19 protein-coding genes are annotated in these 21,004 nt (G+C 63.1%); 10 read left to right on the top strand and 9 right to left on the bottom strand.

Annotation, left to right across the window (positions count from 1 at the left end; all coding sequences use genetic code 11):
* Positions 1–20: 20 nt before the first annotated feature.
* From BUA69_RS03770 to BUA69_RS03735, 8 genes are all read left to right on the top strand, one after another.
* Positions 21–749, top strand: coding sequence for a metallophosphoesterase family protein (locus BUA69_RS03770; RefSeq protein ID WP_143154409.1), 729 nt, complete (start codon positions 21–23; stop codon positions 747–749).
* Positions 750–826: 77 nt separating this feature from the next.
* On the top strand, positions 827–2,650 hold the full coding sequence (locus BUA69_RS03765) for a Wzz/FepE/Etk N-terminal domain-containing protein (RefSeq protein WP_046136683.1): 1,824 nt from the start codon (positions 827–829) through the stop codon (positions 2,648–2,650).
* A gap of 68 nt (positions 2,651–2,718) precedes the next feature.
* Positions 2,719–2,982, top strand: a complete 264-nt coding sequence (locus tag BUA69_RS03760) for a spike base protein, RCAP_Rcc01079 family (protein WP_046136682.1) — start codon at positions 2,719–2,721, stop codon at positions 2,980–2,982.
* The gene (locus tag BUA69_RS03755; RefSeq protein WP_046136681.1) at positions 2,982–3,953 is read left to right on the top strand and encodes a phage head spike fiber domain-containing protein; all 972 of its coding nucleotides are present in this window, start codon (positions 2,982–2,984) and stop codon (positions 3,951–3,953) included. Before BUA69_RS03760 ends, BUA69_RS03755 begins: the two co-directional genes overlap by 1 nt.
* Positions 3,954–4,085: 132 nt before the next feature.
* The gene (locus BUA69_RS03750; RefSeq protein ID WP_046136680.1) at positions 4,086–5,231 is read left to right on the top strand and encodes a DUF1972 domain-containing protein; all 1,146 of its coding nucleotides are present in this window, start codon (positions 4,086–4,088) and stop codon (positions 5,229–5,231) included.
* Positions 5,232–5,333: 102 nt separating this feature from the next.
* Positions 5,334–6,224 carry a dTDP-4-dehydrorhamnose reductase gene (gene rfbD / locus BUA69_RS03745; protein WP_072866477.1) on the top strand — a complete coding sequence of 297 codons (891 nt, stop codon included), beginning with the start codon at positions 5,334–5,336 and terminating at the stop codon, positions 6,222–6,224.
* A gap of 4 nt (positions 6,225–6,228) precedes the next feature.
* Complete coding sequence (locus tag BUA69_RS03740) at positions 6,229–7,464, top strand: glycosyltransferase (RefSeq protein WP_046136332.1); 1,236 nt, start codon at positions 6,229–6,231, stop codon at positions 7,462–7,464.
* A complete protein-coding gene (locus BUA69_RS03735; RefSeq protein WP_046136331.1) occupies positions 7,439–8,344 on the top strand; it encodes an NAD-dependent epimerase/dehydratase family protein in 906 nt (301 codons plus the stop codon). The genes BUA69_RS03740 and BUA69_RS03735 overlap by 26 nt, the downstream gene beginning before the upstream one ends.
* A gap of 66 nt (positions 8,345–8,410) precedes the next feature.
* Here BUA69_RS03735 and BUA69_RS03730 read toward each other — a convergent pair whose 3' ends face one another.
* The 5 genes from BUA69_RS03730 to BUA69_RS03710 form a co-directional block, all read right to left on the bottom strand.
* On the bottom strand, positions 8,411–9,367 hold the full coding sequence (locus BUA69_RS03730) for a glycosyltransferase family 2 protein (protein ID WP_082093920.1): 957 nt from the start codon (positions 9,365–9,367) through the stop codon (positions 8,411–8,413).
* The gene (locus BUA69_RS03725) at positions 9,364–10,749 is read right to left on the bottom strand and encodes a glycosyltransferase (protein WP_052950689.1); all 1,386 of its coding nucleotides are present in this window, start codon (positions 10,747–10,749) and stop codon (positions 9,364–9,366) included. Before BUA69_RS03725 ends, BUA69_RS03730 begins: the two co-directional genes overlap by 4 nt.
* A 421-nt stretch (positions 10,750–11,170) precedes the next feature.
* Complete coding sequence (locus BUA69_RS03720) at positions 11,171–11,953, bottom strand: polysaccharide pyruvyl transferase family protein (RefSeq protein WP_046136335.1); 783 nt, start codon at positions 11,951–11,953, stop codon at positions 11,171–11,173.
* A 151-nt stretch (positions 11,954–12,104) separates the two neighbouring features.
* Entirely contained in the window at positions 12,105–13,571 is a 1,467-nt protein-coding gene (locus tag BUA69_RS03715) for an oligosaccharide flippase family protein (protein WP_046136330.1), read from the bottom strand.
* Entirely contained in the window at positions 13,568–14,890 is a 1,323-nt protein-coding gene (locus tag BUA69_RS03710; RefSeq protein WP_046136329.1) for a hypothetical protein, read from the bottom strand. The genes BUA69_RS03715 and BUA69_RS03710 overlap by 4 nt, the downstream gene beginning before the upstream one ends.
* A 361-nt stretch (positions 14,891–15,251) precedes the next feature.
* Here BUA69_RS03710 and BUA69_RS03705 point away from each other — a divergent pair, with 361 nt between their 5' ends.
* On the top strand, positions 15,252–16,028 hold the full coding sequence (locus BUA69_RS03705) for an NAD kinase (RefSeq protein ID WP_046136328.1): 777 nt from the start codon (positions 15,252–15,254) through the stop codon (positions 16,026–16,028).
* On the opposite strand, the gene BUA69_RS03700 is transcribed toward BUA69_RS03705, so the two are convergent.
* The 4 genes from BUA69_RS03700 to BUA69_RS03685 form a co-directional block, all read right to left on the bottom strand.
* Complete coding sequence (locus BUA69_RS03700) at positions 16,025–17,227, bottom strand: DUF2336 domain-containing protein (RefSeq protein WP_046136327.1); 1,203 nt, start codon at positions 17,225–17,227, stop codon at positions 16,025–16,027. The two genes, BUA69_RS03705 and BUA69_RS03700, sit on opposite strands and share 4 nt — an antisense overlap.
* 676 nt (positions 17,228–17,903) lie before the next feature.
* A complete protein-coding gene (locus BUA69_RS03695; RefSeq protein WP_052950687.1) occupies positions 17,904–18,722 on the bottom strand; it encodes a transglycosylase SLT domain-containing protein in 819 nt (272 codons plus the stop codon).
* 73 nt (positions 18,723–18,795) lie between these two features.
* On the bottom strand, positions 18,796–19,041 hold the full coding sequence (locus tag BUA69_RS03690) for a hypothetical protein (RefSeq protein ID WP_046136326.1): 246 nt from the start codon (positions 19,039–19,041) through the stop codon (positions 18,796–18,798).
* A gap of 51 nt (positions 19,042–19,092) precedes the next feature.
* Positions 19,093–19,674: a nitroreductase family protein gene (locus tag BUA69_RS03685; RefSeq protein WP_046136333.1), complete on the bottom strand. Its 582-nt coding sequence runs from the start codon at positions 19,672–19,674 to the stop codon at positions 19,093–19,095.
* A gap of 210 nt (positions 19,675–19,884) precedes the next feature.
* Between BUA69_RS03685 and BUA69_RS03680 the strand changes: the two genes are divergently transcribed.
* A complete protein-coding gene (locus tag BUA69_RS03680) occupies positions 19,885–20,874 on the top strand; it encodes a hypothetical protein (protein ID WP_072866460.1) in 990 nt (329 codons plus the stop codon).
* Positions 20,875–21,004 lie beyond the last annotated feature (130 nt).

The following is a 21,004-nucleotide window of genomic DNA, read 5'->3' as shown; positions in this document are numbered from 1 at the left end:
ACCAACCGCGGGCGCGCCTCATGCGTGACTGGCCCGCGGTGATCTATGCCATCGGCGACATCCACGGTTGCCTGAGCGAACTGGAGGCGCTGGAGCGCCAGATCGTGGCCGATGCGGCGGGGGTCCAGGGCGGAAAATGGATTGTAACCCTCGGTGATTATGTTGATCGCGGCCCCCGCTCGGACGGCGTTCTCGACCACCTGATCGCCCCGCCCCCGCCGGGCTTCGAGCGCATCTGCCTGGCAGGCAACCATGAGGCCATGCTGCTCGATTACCTGACCAATCCAACCCGCGAGGCGGCCTGGCTGAAATATGGCGGGCTCGAGACGCTGGCATCCTATGGAATCGAGACGGGCCGCTTTGTCGGCCTGCCCAAGGCGCAGATGCGAGCCACCTTGGAGGCCCATATTCCGCAGGCGCACATCGACTTCATGCAGAGCCTGCCGATCCTGCTGACCCTGCCCGACCTGGTCTTCGTCCATGCCGGCCTCAATCCCGCATTGCCATTCACGGCGCAATCGGACGCCGATCTGCTGTGGATGCGCGAGCCTTTCCTCAGTACGCCAGAGACTGGCTTGCCACGGGTCGTCCACGGTCACACGCCCGGACCTGAACCCGTACGACTGCCCCACCGCATTGGTCTGGATACTGGTGCCTTCGCGACCGGGGTGCTCACGGCCGCCCGCCTGCGTCGCGACGCGGCTGTTCGCTTCCTTCAGACAGGGAGTGCCGCTGCTAACCTCCTCTGAGCTCACATTATTCATTGGACCATCCGGGTAGAACGCGACATGGTGGTGTCGCCAGATGTCCGCGGGGGAGGATAGTCATGGACGATACCGACATCGACCTGCGCCGGGTTTTTGCCCTGCTGCAGCGTCAAAGCCGGCTCATTATCACGACGGTCATCGCCGTGGTGACGCTGGCAGGCATAGTCGCCTTTGCCTTGCCCCCTTCTTTTTCGAGTACAGCGCTGGTTCTGGTCGATCCCAGTCGCAAGAACCTGCTCGATCCTGACCAGCACGCGTCGGCCAGCAGCAGCGACAGCGCCCGCATCGACAGCGAGGTGGAAATTCTGCGCTCAAATACTGTGCTGTTGAAAGTCATTGAGGCTGTCGGGCTGACCGGCGAGGGCGGTCCTGCTGCCGCGCCCTCGCTGCGCCAGCAGGTGGCAGCATTTTTCGGCTTAGCCAATACATCTGCACCGGACACCGACCCGGACGCCGCGCTCAATCAGACATTGGAAAGCCTGCGCTCGGCCATATCGATCAAGCGCCGCGGCCTGACCTATGTGATCAGCATTCAGGCGCGTTCCAGCGATCCGGTCCAGTCCGCCGGGCTCGCCAACGCCCTGGCGCAGGCTTATATTGACGACCAGATCGCCGCCAAGATCACCAGAACGCTGGCATCGCGCGACATCCTGCAAGCGCGCGTTGCGCAGGCGCGGCAAGCTGTTGTCAGCGCCGAGGGAGCACTTGCCGCCTTCGTCCGCGCCAATGCGGCGACTGGCACCGCCGACGCCGCTCAGGCCAACTTCACCCTGAACACCCCGCTGGCACAACAGCAATTGCAGCAGACATTCACCAGCAACCTGCCTGCCGATATCCTGACCCAGACCTATGGATTGCAGCAAAGCGCCGAAGTGGCGCGCCAACAATACGAGACCCTGCTGTCACGCGTCCACGATCTGGAAACCCAGGCCGACCTCCAGGTCGCCGATAGCCGCCTGGTTTCGGCGGCGTTGACGCCCCAGTCACCCAGCTTCCCCAACCGGCTGCTGATCGTCGGCATGGCCGCACTTTTGGGGCTGGGGCTGGGCGTGGTCCTGGCAGTTTTGTATGAGAACTACATCGGTGGCTTCACCAGCAAGGCGCAGATGGCTTCGGTATTGCGCGCACGCGTCGCCACCGCCATTCCCCGGCAACGCGAACAGTCCGACAAGCAAAGCCTGGCCAACCTGATGATCGCCGAGCCCCTGTCCGTGTTCGCTGAATCAGTACGACGTCTACGAGCCACACTGGAGCAATCGCTGCGCCGCCAGGCCGATACGGGCACTGGTGGCAAGGTGGTGATGATCAGTTCAGCCGCACCCGACGAAGGCAAGAGCACGCTGGCCCTGGCCCTGGCCCGCTCCTATGCCCTGTCTGGTCGACGCGTGCTGCTGATCGATTGCGACTTGCGCAAGCCCAGCCTGCACCGCCACCTCCATATCGAACCATCGCATGGCCTGATGGACTACCTGGATGGGGACTCCAATGATCTCGCCTCGATTATTTCGCGGGATAGCCTGACCAGCGCGACAATCATAATTGGCGCCCATGTCAGCGACCTGCCGACCGACCAGCTGCTCACCAGTGCCGCCTTTTCCCGGTTGATGGAGGCCGTCAGGGACACCTTCGAGGTGGTCGTCATCGATACGCCACCGGTTGGCCCGGTGGTGGACAGCCTCTATGTCGCGCCCTTTGTCGATGCCATCGTGTTCGTCACGAAATGGGCGAGTACCTCCCAGATCGAAGCCAGGCAGGCACTGACCAGCCTGCTGGACGTCAAACTGCCCCATGCAGAGGTCGTCGCCGTGATCAACCAGCAGGACCAGCCACGCTCCGTCTATCGACGCAAGTACAAGGGTTATTACGCCGAGGAGGCGACTTAGCGAGCGACTTATCCCCGTCCAATGGACCTGTCCTATCCTGAGGGCAGCCTCAATGACGGAGAATGCTCATGCCCGATCGTTTCGCAAATCACGCCGGTGGATTGGAGTCGCCTGCGTCCGGCGGCTTTGCTGTTGTGCCGGCAGATGCCGCCGACCTCAGCGAGGTCACCCGTGCCATCTATGTCGGCGGCGCCGGCAATCTTGCGGTGGTGATGTTGTCCGGCGAAGAAGTCAGCTTTAGCGGCGTTCCCGGCGGCACCGTCCTGCCCGCCCGCGTCCGCCGCGTCAAGGCGACCGGCACGACGGCCACGGCCATTGTCGGGCTGTTCTGATGCTGGCAATTTCCATGCAGCCACTGCAGATCGGCGGACAAAACCTGGCATGGCCGCACAATAACGGCTTCGCCATCGATTTTGAAAACCAGCGCGCCCTGCGCAATAGCCTCAACGTTCCACTGACCGGCAGCTTCGCGTTGACACGCGCATCCGCAAAATACGCGCGCCGCGGAAATGGAACTTTTGAGCAGTTCGGCACCGATATTGCCGCCCTCACCGATCTCGGCCTGTCGCTGGAGCCGGCGGCCACCAATCATTGCACCTGGTCTGCCGATCTCGAGCAGAGCGTCTGGCACAAGACGGCAGTGACCCTGACCACCGGCATTGTCGACCCAGTGGGCGGCGCCTCCGCAATCCGGGTCACGGAAGGGGCTGCCCACGCCTCGCTCTCCCGCATTGCCATTGCCGTCACAGCAGGGTCAACGTATACGCTGACCCGTATCGTCCGTCGGGGCAATTGCGACTGGATCCGGCTGATCGTCGGCGATTCAGCCTTTGCCAATGCCATCCTCGCCTGGTTCAACCTCGTCGATTTCACCACTGGATCGATGATCAATGCCGGGGCTGGTTACGGAGCCATCTCGCGCTCGATCAAGCCCATTGGCCTGGGCTATGCCCTGCTGTCAGTGACCTTTGCAGCGCCTGCAGGGTCTGTGAATGTGGGCATCACCACTGCTTTGGCGGATGGAACCATAACCCGAGCGAGCATCGGCGCTGGTGCGGGCATCGGCACCTGTTACGAGCACTGGAACACGCAGCTCGAAACTGGCGATGCGAGTTCACCGATCATCTCGGCCGCCACCCCCGCCGACCGCGCCGCCGATAGCCTGACCTTGCCCTTGGCGCCGTCCATCGGCACTCTGGCGCTGAGCTTTGATGACGGCACGTCTCAGACAGTATCGCTGGCAACCGCGCTGCCTGCCGCCTTCGATCGAACCCTGATCCGCAATCTGGCGGCGACCGCTTAGCAGAAATATCCCAATTGACACCACTCCGCTCAACTGAAAATCCGCTTCGCTGCCAGCAGTCTACGTAAAGTTCCCAACTCGAATACTTGACTGCCGCGACCCCATCGCGGCAGTTTGCTGTTGAGGAGCGCTATGGGGGCATATCGCGACATCAATATTCTGGGCACGCGCGGCATCCCTGCCGCGCATGGTGGCTTTGAGACCTTCGCCCAGCATCTTGCACTGTACCTGCGGGACCGAGGCTGGAACGTTACTGTCTACTGCCAGGCGGACAACAACGCCGCCCACCGAAGGGAAGACGACTGGAACGGCATCAGGCGCGTTCATTTCGGCACCGCGCATGGCGGACCAATAGGCACGGTCCAGTTCGACCTGCGTTGCGTTCTCGACGTCCTACGCCGCCCCGGCATTGATCTGGTACTGGGCTATAACACCGCCATCCTGAACGTGCTGCAACGCCTTGCCGGAAGGCGGGTATTGATGAACATGGATGGCATCGAGTGGAAACGCGGCAAGTGGCCCCTGCCGGCCAGGGCCTGGTTCTATTGCAATGAGGTCATTGGCTCCAATACGTGCTCCACCGCCATTGCCGACCATCCCGAAATCGCCCGCCATCTGGCGCGCCGCAGCTTCCGCCCGGCCGAGATCATCCCGTATGGCGCCGCCAGCGTTAGCGCCGCACCGGTGGCGCCCCTCGATCCCTTTGGACTGCACCCGTCCCGCTATATGCTGACGGTCGCGCGGATGGAGCCGGAGAACTCGATCCTCGAAATGGTATCGGCCTTTTCCGCCCGGCCGCGTGGCATGAAATATCTGCTGCTGGGAGCACTCGATCCATCTAAACCCTATCACCGGCGCGTGCGAGCCGCCGCCAGCGACGAGGTCGTGTTTGCCGGGGCGATCTATGACCGGCCGATCGTGCAGGCGCTACGCTTTCATGCATACGCCTGCCTGCATGGCCATCAAGTCGGCGGCACCAATCCATCGCTGGTAGAGGCCATGGGCGCCGGCAGCGCCATCATCGCGCATGACAATCGGTTCAATCGATGGACCGCCGGCGAAGGTCAGCTGTTCTTTACCGATATCAACAGCTGCAGTGCTGCCCTCGGCGAGGCGCTGACCAACTCTGCCAGGATCACCGTGGCCCGCCAGATGGCGCGGCAACGCCATCAACAGCACTTCCGATGGGAAGATGTGCTGCACGCCTATGAGCAATTGCTGCTCGCACCGGAGATCCGCACTGCGCCTCAACCGATGGCTGCCGATGACCCGGCTTAGCCCCTTTTTGTCCAGCGAAAGATGGCAACAGCAGCCATCTTGCCGCTATGAAGGCGGAAGGCGGGGCAGTTTGCCCATGCAAGCGATGGAGCAATTATGACCCTGCGTCTGGCAGTTACCGGCACTTCCGGCCAATTGGCCTCGTCTCTGATTGAGGTCGGCGCCAATGCAGGGGTCGAAATCATCCCCATTGGCCGTCCGCAACTGGATCTGGCGGGATCATCCGAGGGCATCGCCGCCGCCCTCGCCGCGGCAGCGCCCGATATCATCGTCTCGGCCGCCGCCTATACGGCAGTCGACCGCGCCGAGACCGAGCGCGACCTTGCTTTTGCCATCAACGCCACCGGCGCTGGTGCCGTCGCTGCTGCTGCCGCCATGCTGGGCGTACCAGTCATCCATATCTCTACCGATTATGTCTTCGATGGCCGCAAGCCGACGCCATATCTGGAAACCGATCCCACTGGCCCACTCGGCGTTTATGGCGCGTCCAAGCTGGCAGGCGAACAGGCCGTCGCCGCAGCCACGCCGAACCATGCCATTCTGCGCACCGCCTGGGTTTATTCCCCATTCGGCAACAACTTCCTGCGCACCATGCTGCGACTGGCGGGGGAACGAGACGAACTGCGCGTCGTCGCCGATCAGTATGGCAACCCAACCAGCGCACTGGATCTGGCAGCAGCGATACTGGTCGTCGCCCGCAATCTGGTGGCCACCCCGGACGATCCCGGCCTGCGCGGCATCTTCCATGCCACCGGGACCGGTGACGCCAGCTGGGCCGAGTTCGCCGCGGCGATCTTCCACGCCTCCGCAGCGCTTGGCGGCCCCACCGCCAAAGTCAAACCCATTCCTGCCACCGCCTACCCGACCCCCGCCGCCCGCCCGGCCAATTCCCGGCTCGACACGACCAGGCTCAACACCGCCCACGGCGCCCGCATGCCCGCGTGGCGGCAATCGAGCGAACAGGTGGTTTCCCGCCTGCTCAAGGCCCGCTGACAGCATGCGCATCCTCCTCGCCCACAAGTTCCATGAGCTGACGGGCGGTGCGGAGGTCTTCTTTCGCGAAACTGAACGCGTGCTGCGCGCGGCGGGCCACGACACGCTGATGGTGGCGACCGGTGCCGACGCGGTGGATCGCCCGCATAATCTGCAGCTCTTGCAGGCGCCGGACTATGAGGGCGGCACTCTGCTCGGCAAGGCCATCAACCTGCCCCGCGCCATCTATGACGGCGGCAAGCGTCGGCAGATGGCCGGCATAATCGCAGAATTCCAGCCGGACCTGCTGCACGCCTTTGCCATCAACGTGCATCTCAGCCCATCCATTCTCGATGCGGCGCACGACGCCGACATCCCGGTGATCGCGACGCTGAACGACTACAAGCACATCTGTCCGAACTACAAATTGTTCCACCACGGCCGCATTTGTTACGACTGCAAGGGCCAGCGCTTCTTCAACGCGGCGCGCAATCGCTGCTGCAAGGACAACGCCGCGCTGTCGCTTGCAAGCACTGCCGAAGCCTACATTCATGACGTGCTGGGCGTTTATCGGCGCATCCACCACTTCACTTTTTCCAGCGATTTTATGGCTGAGGTCACCACGCAGTTCTGGCCAGACCGCCCGTTTTCCTGGTCCAAGCTGCGCAACCCCTTTGCCTCCGCCACGCACCAATCCCGGACGGACGACGAGCCCTATGGCCTCTATTTCGGCAGGCTGGTGGCAGAAAAAGGCGTCGACCGCCTGATCGAGGCGGCGGCTGATATCAACGGCTTTCCCATAAAGATCATCGGGAGCGGCCCTGAACAGCCCAGGCTCGAAGCCCTGGCTGCCCGCCAGGGCCTGAGCAATGTCGAGTTCCTCGGCCCGAAATGGGGGGCTGCGCTCGAGGCCATCCTGTCGCGCGCGCGTTTCGTTGTGGTGCCTTCGCTTTGGCCCGAGAACTTTCCTTACGTGATCAACCAGGCCTTTGCCCTTGCCCGGCCGGTGATCGGTTCGCGCCGGGGCGGCATTCCCGAACTGGTCGCCGATGGCGAGCGTGGTCTGATTTTCGAACCTGATGATCCCGGCGCGCTCGCCGCCCATATCCGCCATCTTGCGACGGATCAGGCTGCAGCGCGCCGCATGGGCATCGCTGCCAAGCTCTATTCAGACGCCCTGTTCAATGACGGAGCCTTTCTCACGGACGTCACCGAAGCCTATCGGCGAGGCATTGATGCACATCGTCATCGTCGGCGGTAACGGCTTCATTGGTCGCAATTTTTCCGCGCGGGCCGAGCGGGCCGGCCACCGCATCACCATTGTCGGGCGCTCTGTCGATTACGCCGGGCACCACGACTACCTGCCGGGTGGGCAGGTCGCGCTGGCCGCCAGCCCCAGCCTGCTTGTTCACGCCGATCTTGTCTGCCACCTCGCCTCATCCACCATCCCGGCCACCGCTGATGCCGATCCGATCGGCGATGTCCAGACCAACCTGGTCGACACCCTGCGGCTGCTCGAAGCCATGCGGCACAGCGGCAACGGCCGCCTGCTCTATCTTTCCTCGGGCGGCGCTATCTATGGTGCCGGCACCAGCGTTCCCATCTGTGAGGACCACCCCACCGATCCGCTCAGCGCCTATGGCATCGCCAAGCTGGCGGTTGAAAAATACCTGGCCATGTACGCCCGAACCGGGGCGTTGCACCCGATGATCATTCGACCATCCAACGCCTATGGCTCCGGGCAAGCGTCCTATGGCCGACTGGGGGCAGTCACCACCTTCTTCAACCTGGCAGTGCGCGGAGAACGCGCGACAATCTGGGGAAACGGCACCGTGGTGCGCGACTATATCCACGTCTCCGATATCTGCGAACTGATGCTGCGCGCCGCCGAAGAGCGCCAGACCGGCATCTACAATTGCGGCTCCGGCCGCGGCACATCGCTGCTCGACTTGCTGGCCTTGATTGAAACCATCACCGGCAAGCCCATTGCCCGCGACATGCGCCCCCCTCGCCCATTCGACCCACCGGCCATCGTACTGGATACGGCCAGGGCCAGGTCGACCTTTGGCTGGGTGCCTAAGGTCAGCCTCGAGAGCGGCGTTCGGATGTTGCTGGAAAACCCATCTCAAACTTCGGTCTGAGACAGGTGCCTTGCACCCCACCACGCCGGGACAACACTGATGCAGGTCCCCAGGATGCGTGCCTGGTTAGCCCCGATTTGCCAGCCCCCCCAGGCTCATGCCAATGCCGATCCGGTCCCACAACCGCTCGCCGCTACGGCGCAGCAACATAGTGTTTCCCGCGCCGCCCACTCGCAGCACATGGTCAATCACCGCCGCCCGATCAGCCGGCAACCGTGTTCCAAAACGCCTCTGCAGCGCCACGAGGTTGGTGCGGATAGCCAGTGCCCGCTGATCCCAGCGCCGCCGGCGCGCGGTGATCAATGCGATGGGCACCCCGAGCGCTCCGCCGTCGCCGCTAACTGCGCCCAGCCCGACAGCATTGCCACCATGCTGGCGATAGTCGATCAGCGCCGCATCGACATAGCCGATCCGCCCGAACAGACTTGCCACCAGCATCAACCACCAGTCATGCACCGGGACATCGGGAAACGGCAGCGCCAGGTCGATCAAAGGGCGGTTTACCAGCAGTGCGCATCCCGGCACATGATTGCCGAGCAGGTAATGCTCGAACCGGCTTGCCGTACTTGTCTTGAGTGTCGAACGGAAGAATGACCGGTCCAGTACCGCAAGCCCGGCATCGACAATGCGCAGGTCGCAGAACACCGCCAACGGTAGTGTCGGGCCGCACTCGGCCTCCAGATCGCGCATTTTTGCCAGCAGCCTGGTGAGCTTATGGGGGTGCCAGACGTCATCCTGGTCACACAGCGCAACATAGCCAGCAGACCCGCCACACATGGCCGTCTCGAAGTTGCTGACCAGGCCATGGTGCTCGGTGTCGCCAACGGATTGAATGTGCAGACTGGCATCGAAGCTGGCGGCAATGGCCAGAGTATTGTCGCTGGAGCCGTCATCTGACAGGATCACCGCCATGTTGCCGTGGCTTTGCCGCTCCAGCGACTGCAGGAGGTCGCCGAGATAGGGCGCGCCGTTATAGGTCGCGAGGGCCACATCGATGCGTGGAACCGGGTGTTGCACCATCATCCGCGCCGGGCCTCTGCAGCCTCGAATGCGGCCTGCAAGGACAGCAGCATCGCGGCACGACCAAACCGCGCCGCAGCGTAGTCGACCTGCCGGTTCGCCCGGGCCAGCCAGTCGGCATCGTTCAGACTCAGCGTGTCGGTAACAGCTGCCGCCAGCTGCGCATGTGTCTCGGCGACGACAGCCACATCGTCCAGATCCGGCAGCCCCTGTGCCCCGACCGGCGATGTCACCAGCGGCACGCCATTGCGCAACGCCTCCACCGCCTTGAGCTTGAGCCCGGCGCCGAAGCGCAGCGGCACGACTGCTACGCGCGCTGCCGCGTAAGCCTCTGTCAGTTCGGCCTCGCTCAGCCAGCTCCGCACCGCAATGGTCGCACTGGCCAATGCCACAACTTCGGGTGGGGGCGCGCTTCCCGCGATGACCAAACGCGCATCCGGGCATTCGGCGACGATCAGCGGGAATACCTCTGCAGCGAACCAGACAGCGGCATCGACATTGGGCGCATGCCCAAACCCGGCAACGAAGAGGACTTCGGTTCCCGCCGGCATTGCCTCGCGAGGCGGAAAATCATCGAAACAGAATATCTGCACCTGCCGGGCCACGGCGTCGGGGCAAAGGCTGTGGACGATTTCAACTTCCTCAGCCGTCGGATAGAGCGCGATATCTGCACGCTGCCAGATTGATCGCTCCAGCCGCTCCATCGCATCGGCAGCGCTGGCCAGGCGCCTGTCTTCCGCAACCCCTGCCTGCATCCGCATCCGCACAAAGTGCAAGTCGTGGCCATAATAGATCAGCGGAGCGTGGCAGGCCGCGCGGATGCGCTCGAGGTAGAAGTCGGCGACATCGGGCCGACAGACCAGCACGCGGCCAATGCTGCCCCGATGCTGCCTGAGCCATTGCGTCAGGTCCGGCCGCAGCGCGCCGCTCAGGACCTCGACGCCCATGCGCTGCAGGGCGCCAGCATATTCGGGCTTGGCCTGGCCATCCATCGCCCAGAACTTGACCGTCTGGCCGTCCCTAACCAGCGTGCGGACGAACTCGAAGATGTTGCGATGGCCGGCACTGTGGTCCGGCTCGGGAATGCTCTGCTCGACAATCACGGTAACATCGCTTTCAGCACCCTGAATTGTCTCACCCCCTTCCCCCAACAGGACGAAGACCGCCGCCGGCTGGCGCAGCCCCCAGTTTGGCGGCACTGCAATCTCGCCCCGCGCTGAACCCTCGCCAGGCCGGTTTCTGCGCATCCAAACCAGTTGCGATGGGTGACTATCGCGGCGGACATAATTGTGCCGGGATCCGCGCCGGTCAGCGCCTCCCATGACTTTGCCATCGGCCGTCACGATCAGCGGCGAGACGAATGCCAGCGCGGGATAGTCGTTCATCGTTCCGACCAAGGCGTCAAAAGCGCCCGGGGTCGCGAGACAGCGCGCGTCCAGATCGAGTTGCAGCGGAGCGTCGGGGAGAGTTTCCGTGCCCACGCTGACGACAAAAGGGACACCGGGTGGATTGGCTGCGATAGCGCACAGGCACACCCGCAGCGCCTCCTCGCCATGCTCCGCAGATACCCTGATGGCAAGAGCGGGCGCGCTGGCGGGAGCAAATGCGGGCACCTCACCCCGCAGATATCGCGCAACATCGTATCCGGGCGGCGTCTTCCGGCGCGCTTGCAGATATCGCAACTGGGCCAACCCACGCTTTACCGCCCCACGCCCGCTCCTGCGCACCATGCGCAATCTGCACCCGATCCAGGCACGCATCGACCGGACTTGTCCTGCGTCTGCCAATGGCCCGGACGTCAGCATGTCACAGGCCCCACAAGTCGTAGGGAAAGGCGTCCATCAACGGCCCGGGATCAAAGCCGTCGAACGGCATGCCGCCATCCTGCAGCGCCGCCTCGATGCTGGTCGAATAGACCAGCGGTCGTCCCGTCCCATTGTAGTAATCGTAATATTTGAGCTTGGCTTCGTGCTCTGTCAGTCGAACATAGCGGGCGGGGATGCCAAGAGCCTCGGCCGTGACCAGGCCGTGCAGCGAGCTGGCAATGATCAGCTGGCACCGGGCAATCTCACTGACGACAGTGTTCCAGCTGCGCAGCGGATCGATCACCACGATGTCCGGATGCCGCTCACGCATCCCGCTGGTGCGCAGGAACTCCATGTCATGGAGGTTGGGCACAAAGCCGACAGCGTGCTCACCGCTGGGCGTAAAGCGCTTCCCCGTCAGCACCGGCAGCAGCAATGCCGGATCGCCGAACACGCTGGGCGCGTCAATGCCCCGCTGGCGCAGAAACCGTTGAGTTACCGGTCCCCGCACGGCGCGGATGTCAAGGCTGCGATAGCGATGCTCACATGCAGACATGGTCCCATGCAGGCCCGTGCCCCAGATCGTGGCGCCCTCGCGCGCCATGTGCAACACCGAGCCAATAGAGAGCAATTGCCGCTGCGCTGGCGCGCTGTCGAGCAGTGTGGCGCCGCGTCGGGCCAGCATCAGTTCAACAATACTGCGGGAGAGTTCATCGCCGAAATTCACCGGCTTTTCCGGTCCGTCCGGCACCCAGTACGACAGCGCGACCGTGGGATAAGGCATATCGGGCCAAACCGAACGCGGCGACGACCGCCAGGCGTTCAAATGCCATTTGGCTCTCTGCACGACGCTCAGCCTCGGCGGATCTGGCAGCACCACGGGAACAGCGCCGGTTTCATCCACGCCCACGCTTGAATTCACCCCAGCGTCCATATCAGGCCCCATCCTGCGCCAGGCCAGCCGGCCACTTCTCGGCTAACCGGCTCCTGAAAAAGTCAGCGATTGCCCTGACCTGACTGCGGCCAAGCGCTGCGATGACCGCCCCGTAGATGGCCGCAAATCCCAGGGCAAGTACGACCACCATGTCCGTCTGCATGCGCAGCAGCGCCACCGCGCCATAGCCTGCCATGCAAGCCAGAACGGACGGTGCCAGCGTACCGGCGATGCGCCGCCACCCCAGCCCCAGCTCATGTCCCACAGCCCAGAAGGACAGCGGCGTCGCCACGAGCTGTAGCACCACGAAAAGCGTCACGAGCTCGACCACGCCCGTTGTCGGTATCGACACAATGCCGACGATCATCCCCGCATATTTCACCAAAGCCACCCGCAACACCACTGACGGACGCCCCCGCGCGCTGAGATAGGCGCCATTGAGATATTGTACCGACTGCACCGCTCCGAGCAGCAGCAGCGGCCGGGCGATGGCATCCACTCCAGCCCAGTCCTGGCCAAACAGCAATCCGCAAATCTCCGGTGCCAGCGCCGCCACCAGCACAAAGACCGGCGCGGCCAGATAGGCGGCGATCATGATGGCGCGGATATAGATGGCGCCCATCCGCTCCCTCTCGCTGGCAATCCGCGACAGGACCGTCAGCGCCACCTCGTTGAGCGCCGACTGCAGCAATTGCATCAATACCTGATACAGCCGCGATCCGACCGCATAGAGTCCAAACACGGCTATGCCGAAGCGGCCAATGATGATGATTTCGACCAGCCGCGTTGCCGCAAAATCGGCCAGGCGCAGGCTGACGACGGCCCCCCCGAACCGGGCCAGTTCGAGGAAACTGACCGGATTCAACCGCAAGCTCGGGCGCCAGCGCGGTCGGGCCCACAGCCAGACAAGGCCGACAAGAGTGCTGAGATAGGTCTGGGCAATCAGGCTCCAGACCCCTGCCCCCCGATAGGCCAGCAGGATGGCCACCGGCCCGGCCACCAGATTGGCGATCAGCACACGATACGCCAGCTGACGAAACGCCAGCTGGCGCCGGTAGTTCATCTCCTGGAAGACAGTCATGGCACTCACCGGCGCCAGCGCACAGGCGACCACAATGACCGGCGACAGCCCCGGCACGCGCAGCCAGGCCTCGATGTGGCCCGCCATCAAGGCGGCGCCAAGGGCCAGCGACGCGGCCACCCCAACCGAGACAATGAACGGCAGATTGACGTCCTCCGGCTGCAAATCACGCCGCTGCACGATGGCATCGCCAAAACCGAACTCGGCCACCAGCCCGATCAGTAGCAGCACCGACGCGGCGGCGGCGGCCAGACCATAGTCGGCCGGCGTCAGGATACGGGCGAGGCTGACGAACAACACGAAGGTGAAGACCTTGGCGCCCCAATTCTGCACCAGCGACCAGAATATGCCGCGCGTGGCGATTGCGCCGATACCCGCTTCACTCATGGGGGCGCCTGCCTCAGGGCGCGCACCTCACGACTGGCGCGCGCCGTCAGAAACCACAGCATGCCCCCGATGGTGACCGTATTCTCGGCGGTGAAGAGGTTCATCGGCAGGGGGCTGAGCATGAAGGCGACAACCGTCGCCGCCACCGCCCCCACATCGTCCCGCCGGGTATAGGCGACCTCTCGTGAGCACCACCAAAGCCGGTATGCCACGATCAGGGTCAACCCCAGCACCAGCACAAATCCGACATAGCCGAACTGATACAGCGCCCCGTATATGCGGATATCGACCAGGCTGAGCCAATAGTCCGGCGCGCCATAGAGCGCCGCATCCCGGAACAGCGCATCGGTCAGGATATTGGGCTTGTTGGGGCTGAGCGACATCAAGCCGAAGCCGAACCCGGCGGTCTGATCGAACAATTGGCCAAAATGCAGGATCTCGATGGCACGAAACCGCACGCTGGGATCATCGCCGAGATCGCCCATCGCCATCGCATAGTCGATATACTTGCCGAAGATCAAAGGAGACAGGCCGGCAGCGATCACAGCCAGTACAGACAGCACCAGCGCCTTGACCGTGCTGCGATAGACCAGCAGTGCATACAGCATGCAGCCAATCACCGCGGCAGCGATAACCAGCCGGGTTTCGGAGACGACAAACAGTGGTCCCGATAGGAGCGCCAGTGCCGCCAGATACAGCAGCGCGCCGCCCAATGTCCGCATGTTAAGCAGCCGCGCGACCAGGATCACAAAGGCGAAGCCCATTTCATTGTGCATCACCACGATCCGGCGCAACGACGGGTCATGGATGGCGGTGTGCAGATAACTGTCCAGGCCGGCAATCGGTGACACGCGGTCCACGTTCACCAGCATCGCCGCAAACAGCGCGGCGATCAGCAGCCCATCGATCACCTCCTTGACCGTGATTTTGAACGCATCGAGTGCAAAGAGCAGCAGCAGCGGCACCAGCAATACCAGCCCCGGCAACCAGCCATCGGGCGGCTGCGGTATGAAGAAGCTATTGGAGATGAACGAAACGAAATAGCAGTAAAGCAGAAAGACCATGATGGTGCTTTCCCAGCGGTCCAGCCACCGTCGCTGCAGCAATTGCAGCGCCCTTACCCCGACCAGCGGGGCAATAATGACAATCTGGATCTGGTCGGACTGGTAAGCCGGCACGCCGAACAGGCTGAGCGGCAAGCCGGACGGCATGACGAACAGCAAGGCGATGAAAAAGCGGCGCGATAGCTGGGCGGCAAGACTGCACTGCGACCGCCTCGCGTGTCCACTCGCCAGCGTTGTCGCATCCATCAGTGCCATTGGCATCCAACCGCAATGATGCGGGCAATACGCATCAGGAATGCTAGACAGCCAATTTGGCATGGTCAAGCAAATGGCAAGATTTTGTTAATCTAGACAGGCCGGGTTGTTGCCACGGCCCCACTGAGTTGTTCGCGGCTCCACCGGATCATTCGCCTGGAGGCGGGAATCTCCTTGATCGCCAACACGAGATTGCCGACTGCGCGTGGATGACCCCAGCGTGGGAGTCCGGGTGATCCGCCTCACCACAGCACAAGAGCGACCAAGTGATTAGCCCACTCCAGGCCGCCGGGGCGCCACGTCGCTGGCACGGCCTTATCGGTCATGCTAGGCAGACCATCAGACTATTGGGGAGACCTGCGTGGCCGACCGACCAGCCGAACGTATCAGTTTCGTCACCAACGGAACGGCCGAAGCCGATGCAGCCGCCGCCCGCCTGCGCATGCGCTATGGCGATGTCGCCTTCGATGATGCCGAAATCATTGTCGCTCTGGGTGGCGATGGCTTGATGCTGCAAACCCTGCACCGCGTCATGAAAACCGGCGTGCCGGTCTACGGCATGAATTTCGGCTCGGTCGGCTTCATGATGAATGCCTTTTCCGAAGACGATCTGTGCGAACGCCTGGCCGTGACCCAGCAGACCCAGATCTACCCGCTGTCCATGGAAGTGCTGAGCACCTCCGGCCGCGCCGAAAAGGCACTGGCGCTCAACGAAGTTTCATTGTTCCGCTCCAGCTATCAGGCAGCCAAGATCCAGATTATTGTCGATGATGAAACCCGGCTTGAAGAACTGGTCTGCGATGGCGTCTTGCTGGCGACGCCGGCCGGCTCCACAGCCTACAATCTGTCGGCCCACGGCCCGATCCTGCCGATCGAGGCGCCGTTGCTGGCGCTGACGCCGATCTCGCCGTTCCGCCCCCGCCGCTGGCGAGGCGCCATTCTCAGCAATCACGCGGTGGTCAAGTTCATCACCCGCGAGGCCGCCAAACGCCCGGTCAGCGCCGTTGCCGATAATGTGGAATTCCAGAACGTGCTCGAAGTCACCGTCCGCGAGGACCGCTCCTACGGCGTGACCCTGCTGTTCGATCCCGGCACCAGCCTTGAGGAACGCGTCCTGAGCGAGCAGTTCCGCTACTAGGCCGCCGACAGCGCCAGTCGCTCCGGCGCGGCAACTGGCAGCGCCATCGGCCTGGCCGCCTCGCTGGCAAAGGCAGCCATCACGCCGCGCGCGGCTTTACGGGCCAGCATGACGTTCTGTTCGCTGAGATAGGCAAAGGCCTCTTCCAGCTCTGGCGGGATGACCCCATCATGATCGGTGATCATTTCCTCGGTCAGCGCCGTCACCACAAAGTGCCGGGCCGCCGCGTCATCGGCTAGATCGGCACTGCGCGCGTGCATGACCAATTGGACAAACAGGCCGCGCGTCGCTTGCTTGAGACCACACCGGCCGAGCAGCGCGCTCAGCGCCGGCCGGCTGCCGCTCTCGAGCAGCATGAACACCTTGTCGCGCGGCGTCTGGCTGAGTTCGGCGAGGCAGTCGGCAAAGAACATGACATGCCCGGTGACCACGGCATGCAGCAGCACGCGGGTATTGATCCGGTCGCTGACAATCAACTCGGCGGCATAGGCACGGTGCGTCTTGCTCGCCTCGCGCTCACCGATGGCCGACAGCGCTGTATCGGTACTGTCACGCAGCAGCCGGGCGAGACGGTCCGGCGCCAGGGCACCCTTGACGATGCGGGCCTGCCTCAGGTCCTCGGTGATCATCTGCACCAGCATCAGGCGCACCTGCGCCGGCAAATCCTTACGGGCCAACAGCGCCCCGCGCATTTCAGGATCGCGACCCTGCTGGCTGGCAATATCGGCCAGCAGCGCCTCGGCGAAACCGATTTCAAGACGACGCATCAGCCGCAGCGTCAATTGCCGCTCGCCGCGCGCCACCAGCGCTGCCGCCAGCCGCGCGCTCAGCTTGCTGCGCTGTGCGATCGACAGCAGCATGGCAAGATCGAGATTGCGCACTAGCCCGATCAGGTCGGCATCGATCAGCACGGGTGAATATTGCAGCACGGCGCGGGAAATGACGGCGCTGTCATGCAGCAGGGACAGGATGATCGGCCGCGGCGCTTCGGCGGAATGCAGCAGGCCATAGGCCAGCGCGGCGCGCACCTTGACGGAAGGATCATCGAGAAAACCGATCAGCGCGGCATAGAGTGCCGCCTGTTCGTCGGCCGGTCCGCTATGGCTGAGATAGGCGACCGCAGCGAAATGCGCGGCCCTGCCCCGCTCCTCGCTATCGCTCGACTGAGACAGCCGGACAAACTCTGTATACGCAACCATTCCGCTCTCCGCAGATCACGCAATGCACACTAGCGGGCAAGGTTTAAGGAACGGTTCACCATAATTGTGAGCAAGGGCGCCGGATTCCGTCGGCCAGCGCCACGGGGTCACCGATCTGGGATTGGGGAAAAGCCACATCGCAATTCAGACGCCGCCCACAGCAGCCTTGCCAGGCCTGCCGCACCCAGATCAGGCATCTGGAAGATCGGCCGACCTATCGGCAGCTCGCGGACCGGCAATAGCCTGCATCTGGAGCAGCGCGACGCCGATGATCGAGGTGTCTCTGAAGATTATGATCCGCGCAATGGCGATAAGTGAGGACGCCCATGCACCCTATTGCCGGTAGAGCGCGACCTGCATGAGGAGCTTTCAGGCTTCCCGACACAGCCGAATTTGTTCGCCCCGGCGCAGCCGGCTAAAGCGCACTGAGGATGGAATTGAAGAAGGTATTGGCGAGCGCCCCTATCGCGATTGCCATCGCCCATGATGCCAGGGCCAAGGCTAGTATCACCCACCCGCGCGGAATCCTGTCGAGGGTTCGAGTGCCGATTTTTGCGACCGGACGGTCCATTGCCAACTCCCACACCATAGGGGTGCCATGCCAGTTAGGCGCTTCTTTCTTAAAGTCCCGTAAACCCAGTTCAGTCAGTTGTTTCCGGTTAGCTGGCATGATTCTCTATTGCCCATAAAGCTGGGTGAAAAACGCACTGCCCTCGCCCGGTGCGACACTGAGCGGCGATTGCGCCGCGCCGGTCTCTGGCTCGGTCTTGAACAGGCCCGTGAACGACATGTTCTCGGTGGAGAAGCGTGACGCCACGACGGGTTCGGGCGGCTTGACTGCTTGCTGGCTGACCATCTGCTGAGCAGCAAAACCCGACGAAACACCCGCCGTCTCATGCTTGGCAACCAGCGAACGATAAACCTCGCGGATAGTGCGCGGGTGACCGTCGGAATAAAAGATGGTCCGGTTCGCCGCAGCCTGCCGCGGAAACAGGTTGGCCGCGACCTGGTCGGGATTTTGCAGGCCGGCATTGAACATTCTTTCGGCGCCCTGCGCGCCGAGGAAATGGGCTATGTAGAGTTCCCCGGCGCTGGGCATGCGCCCGAACCGCGTCTGCAGGTAATCGCCATTGGTCTTGGTGAACGCCGCCGCCAGGTCTGCGGCGATCTGCGGGTCTTCGCGCAACTTGAGAATCTGCGCCTTGAGCGCCGGATCGCGCACCCGGTAGTCGCCCTCGGACGTGACCTCGATGGCATCGGCATATTGCCCATAGCCCAGGCGCGGGCCTTCCTGCTTCATCACCTGCATCCAGGTGCCTTCGAGGAACTGGAACAGCCCCACCGCCGACGAGGTCCGCGCCTTGGCCTGCGGATCGAGGCTGCTCTCTCGCATGGCGGTCTGCAGCAGATAGTCAAAATCCACGCCATTGCGATCGCCTGCTGCGGTCAGCACATAGGCGAGGCTCTGCGGCACGGATATTGGTTGCACGCCCATGCGTTACTCGGTGGCGGGAATCATTGGGTTAATGAAGCACTAATGCGAGTTAACGCGACGTTAACCAGGCAAATTATGCCGAGCTGGCAAGCGGCCCATCAGGCGCGTCACCACCCGATGTCCAGGCCGTGTGGAAATTGGATTCGATATCCTGCACCAGCACAGCCACCATCATGCCCTGCTCCGACGCAGCCGTGGCCGCGCCGATTGCAGCTTCGAGTGCCGCCTCCTTGGTAGAGAACGGTCCCTCCTGGGTGCCGTGAAAACTTACGCTCCAGCGACTTGCGGCGCGGGCAACGATAAAGTGCTGCGTGTCCATCTGAGCTTCCTCCCTGCCCAGCGACAACGTTTGACTAGCGTCGCTGTTGCATCATGCAGGGTGCCAGCGCGAAACCACGTCGTCCAGTGGGGGCCGCGGACGATCTTCAATCGTGACTGTCGGCGTGCCGATCATCACGAACCCAACGAAGCGCTCATCGAGCCCCGCGCCCAGCATGGTGGCGGCATCGCGGTCATAGGCATACCAGCGGGTGATCCATTGCGCGGCAAATCCCAGCGCATAGGCGGCGTGCACCAGGTTGAACGCCACATTTCCAGCCGAGATCAGCTGCTCGAATTCGGGCACCTTGGGGTGGGCCTTGGGCGCGGAAATGACCCCGATGGTGAGCGGTGCCGGCAGGAAACGGTTGCGCTCGACTTCAAGCCCGGCCTCGTCCAATGCCGGATTGTTGATCTTGGCGATTTCGGCCAGCCTGGCGCCGGCCTGGGCCCGCGCATCGCCCTCGATCAGCACCAGCCGCCAGGGTACCACCTTGCCGTGGTCAGGCACGCGGGTGCCAATGGTCAGGATCTGCTCGAGCTCGCTTGCATTGGGACCGGGCTCCTGCAGGAAGGCCTGACCTACAGACCGGCGGCTGAGCAGATAGTCGCGCAAGGGAGCAATGGCGGGCATGGTAATCTCCATAAATCGTCGCCGAGCATTAGCCACAGAGACGCCTCTGGGCCAGCCCCGATCAATCATTCACACAAAATCACCCCTGGGGATCGCAGAGCGGTTCCCATAAGCGGGCGTCTATGACACAGCTTTTCCCCAATCGGCGCCTATCAGGCGCAGCATTCGACGCGGCGCCGGCCCAGGCGCCCGAACGAGCATGGAGACCATATGCGTTCGGGACTGATCTTTGCCCTCTTGCTGCTGGTTCTGGCCCCCTTGGCGCCGGCACTGGTGCTTACCCCTACCATGGTCATGGCGCAGGACGCCGAGGCCGACACGCCCCCGATGCCCCGGCCCCGCCCGGATCGCAATGGCGAGCTGCCGGCCGACCCCACTGCCCCGCCCGCAGCGGCAGCCGAAACCCCGGCAACAGAAGCCATCTCCGCGCTCACCGCCACCCCGCAGCCGGTCTCATTGTCCGCCCGTGTCACCCAGGAGGGCGCGCCGATCCCCGAAGGCCTGGTCTGGCGCATTTTCGACACCAAACCCGATGCCAATGGCGAACTGGCGCTGGTTGCCAAGTCAGACGCCCCCGCCGCCAGCGTTGAGCTACCGCCGGGAGAATATGTGGTGCATGTAGCCTATGGTCGCGCCCAGGTTAGCGATACGCTGACCGTTGTGCCCGGTGACAATGAGAAGAGCTTCGTGCTCGACGCAGGTGCACTTCGGCTCAATTCGGCCATTACTGGCGATATCGCGGTACCCGCGACACTGCTCAAATTTGACATCCTCACCGCCGGTGCCGAAGCCAGCCGCACCATGGTCGCCGAGGGACTGCTGCCCAACGATATCGTCACCCTCAATGCCGGCACCTACCACATCGTCTCCTATTTCGGCGACATCAACGCGGTAGTGCGCGCCGACTTGCGGGTCGAACCGGGCCAATTGACTGACGCCACGCTCTATCATCACGCCAGCCAGGTGTCGTTCAAGCTCGTTTCCGAGGAAGGCGGCGAGGCAATTGCCGACGTCGAGTGGACGGTCAAGGACCCCGATGGTGTCACGATATTCTCAGAACTTGGCGCCTTCCCCGCCACCGTGCTGGCTCAGGGAAAATACCTAGTTCTGGCCAAGCAGGGCGATACGGTGTTCAACCGCGAGTTTGAAGTGCAGCCCGGCCCGCCACGCGAAGTTCAGGTTATGACAACCTCGTTCTGAAGCATTTGAGCGCGGCGCGACTGTTGCGTCGGGGTGAGGGCATTCCCGCGCCTCCACACAATTGTCGTCATCGCACTTACCTATTATTGCTACACATGAGGGGGATGGCACGAATTGCCGCCCCAAGCCC

It is taken from the genome of Devosia limi DSM 17137, assembly GCF_900128975.1.
GTDB classification, from domain to species: Bacteria; Pseudomonadota; Alphaproteobacteria; order Rhizobiales; family Devosiaceae; genus Devosia; species Devosia limi.
Note: the sequence above shows the minus strand (reverse complement) of the source record. Positions and strands in the feature narration are given on the sequence as shown.